The organism is Nitratidesulfovibrio oxamicus (assembly GCF_015731765.1).
Classification (GTDB): domain Bacteria; phylum Desulfobacterota; class Desulfovibrionia; order Desulfovibrionales; family Desulfovibrionaceae; genus Cupidesulfovibrio; species Cupidesulfovibrio oxamicus.
The window spans coordinates 1-3701 of the sequence record NZ_VRYY01000257.1 but is presented as its reverse complement, the minus strand read 5'-3'; the positions used below and the strand labels follow the sequence as shown (position 1 = coordinate 3701).

Genomic DNA, 3701 nt, shown 5'->3' with positions numbered 1-3701 from the left:
CGTCCCGTCCTGCCGGCAAGGTCGGCAAGGTCGGCAAGTGCGGTGCGCCCGGCATCATGGGCCGTGGCCAGCGCCGCGCCCAGGCCGAAGCCGGGTGCGGGCATGCCGTAGCGCGGTTCGCGGTCATGCACGGTGCCGCAGGTGGAGCACTGCCACATGCCCTCGTGGGCGGCCAGGCGCACCAGAACGCCGTCGCGGTTGTAGCAGTTCTGGCAGAACGGCCCCTGCTTGATGTTGCCGGTGATGAGCCAATAGCAGAACCCGTCAAAGACAAGATTGCGCGACAGGTAGAGGATGTCCTCGAATTCCTGCACCTGCATTTTCAGCATGGTGTTTTCGTCGCACAGGGAAACGTAGCGCGACTGCATTTCCATCAGTACGTGCCGCGCTTCCTCGGTCTTGCCTTTCATGAACAGGTCGTGGATTTCCTTGAATCTGTAATAATCGAGCATGGCCGCACCTCTGCGGGATGGGGAGCCGGCGGCCGGACAGCCGCGGTACATGGTTCCCATCGGCAGTTCGTGACGGAACTTTAGGCCGGAGCGTACCGGTGTCGAGGCACCGGATTTCTGCCGACGGGTGTGGCTGCGACCAAGCAGGCATGAGAACAATCATCCAGTGCACGTTTTTCTTGGAATAGCATGGTGCGTATAGTATCCCGAAAACACCCCTCGCCTTCGGGATACGGGGATTGGCCCGTTCGGGCGGGATAACGGCCGCGCCGGGCAAGGAGGTGCGCGATGTCGCAGGTTCAGGACGTTTCCGGAGTACCGTTGTTGGCACAGGAGGGACCAGCTCCGCAGGAACATGTGAACGCACAGGTCCAGTTTGGCACCCACCGGCTGGCGCATGCACTGAAGGTGACCGGGTATGCGGTGTACAACCTTGCGCGGGTGTGCCTGCCGGACAGTTGCTCGGCGGCCATTGGCATTGGCGCGACGGTTGCGGGCGGCCCGGTGCTGGGCCTGGTGGCAGGGCTTGCGGGCAGCATGGCGCGGCACGTGGCGAACACTGTGCGGCATGCCGGTCCGGAGGGAATGCGCGCCGAACTGCTGCCCGGCTGTGCCGAGGCCGTACTGTTCCGGGCGTTGTTTCTTTCCGCGCGGCAGAATCCGTTGCCGCTTAAGGGCGGTGCGCAGTGGACGGAAACATTCTGCCAGTCCATGGGCGATTTTTACAGGAACCTTTGCCACCATGGCATGGCCAACGCCGGGGTGTGCGCCGCGTTGTGCCGGGAATGGATGGAGGCAATGCAGACCGACCCCGTGCAGGGAGAGAACCTGCTGGCCGGGTGGAAGGGCGTGGACGTGAATGCTGATCCCGCCAGGTATGTCGTCAACCAGCGTGCGTATATCGAGGATGTCCGCGATCTTGGCACCAGTTATCCCAATATGGGGGCTACGGGGGTGGAAGTCGAGCGAATGACGGATCCTGCCGGATTCGGGGGCGCACTGGCCGCCCGCATGCTGGACGGGCTGGCGCAGGGCGGCCCCGTGTTCGCGGACATTTCCCTGCACTGCCATCTGCCGGTAAACCATGCGGTGACCGCCAGCATACGCGCCGGAGGGGATGGCAGGGTGCGCATGGACTATTTCGACCCCAACTTCGGGCAGTTCACCATCCGTTGCGCACGGGATGAGGCCCCCGCGCGCTTCGCGGAATTCTTTCAGGATCTCATGGCCCGCACGTCATATTCCGTAGGGTTCCACGCGTATTCCGCGCAACTGATGCAGTAGGGCGCCGCGTTGCGCGGCGTGGCGGAGACAGACATGGAAAAGAATTACTTCTCGTTGCTGATGGCCGACTTCTTCGCGCAGGCGGGCATGGAACCGCGCGACGCCGCCCCGGCCTATGCGCTGACGGTGGACGACGAAGCCCTGCTGGTGGTGGCCAACGATCCGGCGGAATGGATGACCCTGCTCATGGACCTTGGTCCGTTCACACCCGGAGAAAGCGGGTATGCACGGCTGCTCGAGGAAAACCTTACCCCGCACGAGGCGGCCCCCAAACCGGTGCTGGGGGTGGCGGACGGCAGGCTGGCGATGCGTTCGCAACTGCCGTTGGCATATCTAGGATTGGATGCCCTGCAACGCTGGCTGCGTGACTTCCTGGACTACTCCGTCAGCGTTCGCGAGGCCGTGCGGACGCTGGGCGACGGGTCGGCTGTGCCTGCATCGGGAACGGGAGATGCCGCCCCGGCGGAGAGCGGCGCGACATTCATCAAGGTCTGATGCGAGCATCCGGCGTCAGGGATCGGCCCGCGATGCGGGCAGGAGTCCCCGGCTGGTTCAGCGGGCGGTGCGCACAAGCCGCTCCACCAACTGCCGCTGGGTCTGTTCGGCGGCTTCGATTTCCGCAGGGGCCAGGCCCGCGCCCAGGGCCACGGCGCGGCGCTTTTCGGCGGAGACGAAGTCTTCCTTGCGGTGGGCGTCGTTGTTGATGACCAGTCGGGCGCCTGCGGCGCGCGCGGTGATGGCCACATGACCGTTGGACAGCGCGTGCGAGGGGCGGGTGGTTATTTCCAGCAGCACCCCGCGCTCGGCGGCGTAGGCGGCGTCTTCCGCGGTGAGCAGGCCGGGGTGGGCCAGCACGTCCGCACCGCCTTCGATGGCGGCAAGGTTGGTGCCCGTCTCCACAACGTCGGCCAGCGACTGGCCGTGCACCACCACCAGTTGCGCGCCCAGCGCCCGCGCTTCGCGGATGGCGTCGGGAATGAGGGCCGGTGGCACGTGGGTCAGTTCCACCCCGGCAAAGACCTCTATGCCTGCGTACAGCCCGTACTGGCGGGCCATGGGCAGCACCTGGCGCAGGATGAGGTCCATGTTCGAACCGTCGGCGTGATCGGTAAGGGCCACGGCGCGATAGCCTGCCAGGCGTGCGAAGCGCACGGCGGTGGCGGGCGTCATGGAGGAGTCGCTGAAGCAGGTGTGCACGTGCAGGTCGATCATGGGGTGGCTCCGGAAGTAGGCGTACGGGTGTCGGCGCGAGGCATCCGCCGCGTGCCGCCGTGCGTCGCCGTGAGGCGGTGAGCGCGGGGCACCCGCGCGGCATGTGTGCAGGCAGCCCATGCCGTGGGGATGACGGTCGCCCGTTTGCCCCCGATTGCGCCCGGGCGGGTCCGATTGCGTGAAAAATCGTGGGCCACCGGTACACCACGGGCGCGTCGGGCGCAACCCCAGGCCCCGTGCATGGTGCCCCGCGCGGGTACGGTCACCGGAATCCGGGTGCGGAAGCCGGGGGTATGGGCACGGGAGGGCTGGCGGTACGCGTTTGGCGGCGAGGATGCCCGGTCAACGAAAGGGGCTGTCGGTCGAGGGGGGCGCTAAAGGCGACTGGCCGTCGAAGATGGCAGACAGACAGAAACGGCCTGTCGGCGCGGCAGGCCACGCCACGGCGGGGCGCCGCATGGCCCATGCAGCAAGACGGGCGGGATTGCGATTGCAACCGGCAAGGCCAGGCGCAAGCGTGCTACATGCGGTACTTGGTTTCCGGGTCCAGCGAGCGCAGCAGTTCCGCCAGTTGCTCTTCCAGGGCGTGCGGGTCGCGCGGGCGATCTGTTGCCTGGCCTGCCGACGGATCAGCGGCCTGGCCAGCCCTTTGCTTCGCGGCGCGCCGATCCCCCATGGCCTCGCGGACGCGGGTGATCTGCTCCACGCTGATGGGGCTGCCCGCTTCGCCGTCGGCCCACGGGGGCTGGCCCG

General features: G+C 66.7%; 4 protein-coding genes and 1 pseudogene. 2 read left to right on the top strand and 3 right to left on the bottom strand.

Annotated features, from left to right (window positions below; translation table 11 throughout):
• Positions 1-452: hypothetical protein (locus FVW20_RS09750; protein WP_196609274.1), on the bottom strand; the 452-nt coding region annotated here is incomplete at its 3' end.
• A 357-nt stretch (positions 453-809) separates the two neighbouring features.
• Here FVW20_RS09750 and FVW20_RS09745 point away from each other — a divergent pair.
• Positions 810-1736, top strand: a complete 927-nt coding sequence (locus FVW20_RS09745; protein ID WP_196609273.1) for a hypothetical protein — start codon at positions 810-812, stop codon at positions 1734-1736.
• A 33-nt stretch (positions 1737-1769) separates the two neighbouring features.
• Entirely contained in the window at positions 1770-2231 is a 462-nt protein-coding gene (locus FVW20_RS09740; protein ID WP_196609272.1) for a CesT family type III secretion system chaperone, read from the top strand.
• Positions 2232-2288: 57 nt separating this feature from the next.
• Here FVW20_RS09740 and FVW20_RS09735 read toward each other — a convergent pair whose 3' ends face one another.
• A complete protein-coding gene (locus FVW20_RS09735; protein ID WP_196609271.1) occupies positions 2289-2948 on the bottom strand; it encodes a histidinol phosphate phosphatase domain-containing protein in 660 nt (219 codons plus the stop codon).
• A 520-nt stretch (positions 2949-3468) separates the two neighbouring features.
• A pseudogene (locus tag FVW20_RS19720) lies at positions 3469-3701 on the bottom strand (bifunctional nuclease family protein); the annotation flags it as partial.

What these genes read in the sequence shown, in the direction of transcription:
- FVW20_RS09740 (WP_196609272.1), top strand. Translation starts at nt 1,770, where the DNA reads ATGGAAAAGAATTACTTCTCGTTGCTGATGGCCGACTTCTTCGCGCAG.
- FVW20_RS09735 (WP_196609271.1), bottom strand. Translation starts at nt 2,948, where the DNA reads ATGATCGACCTGCACGTGCACACCTGCTTCAGCGACTCCTCCATGACG.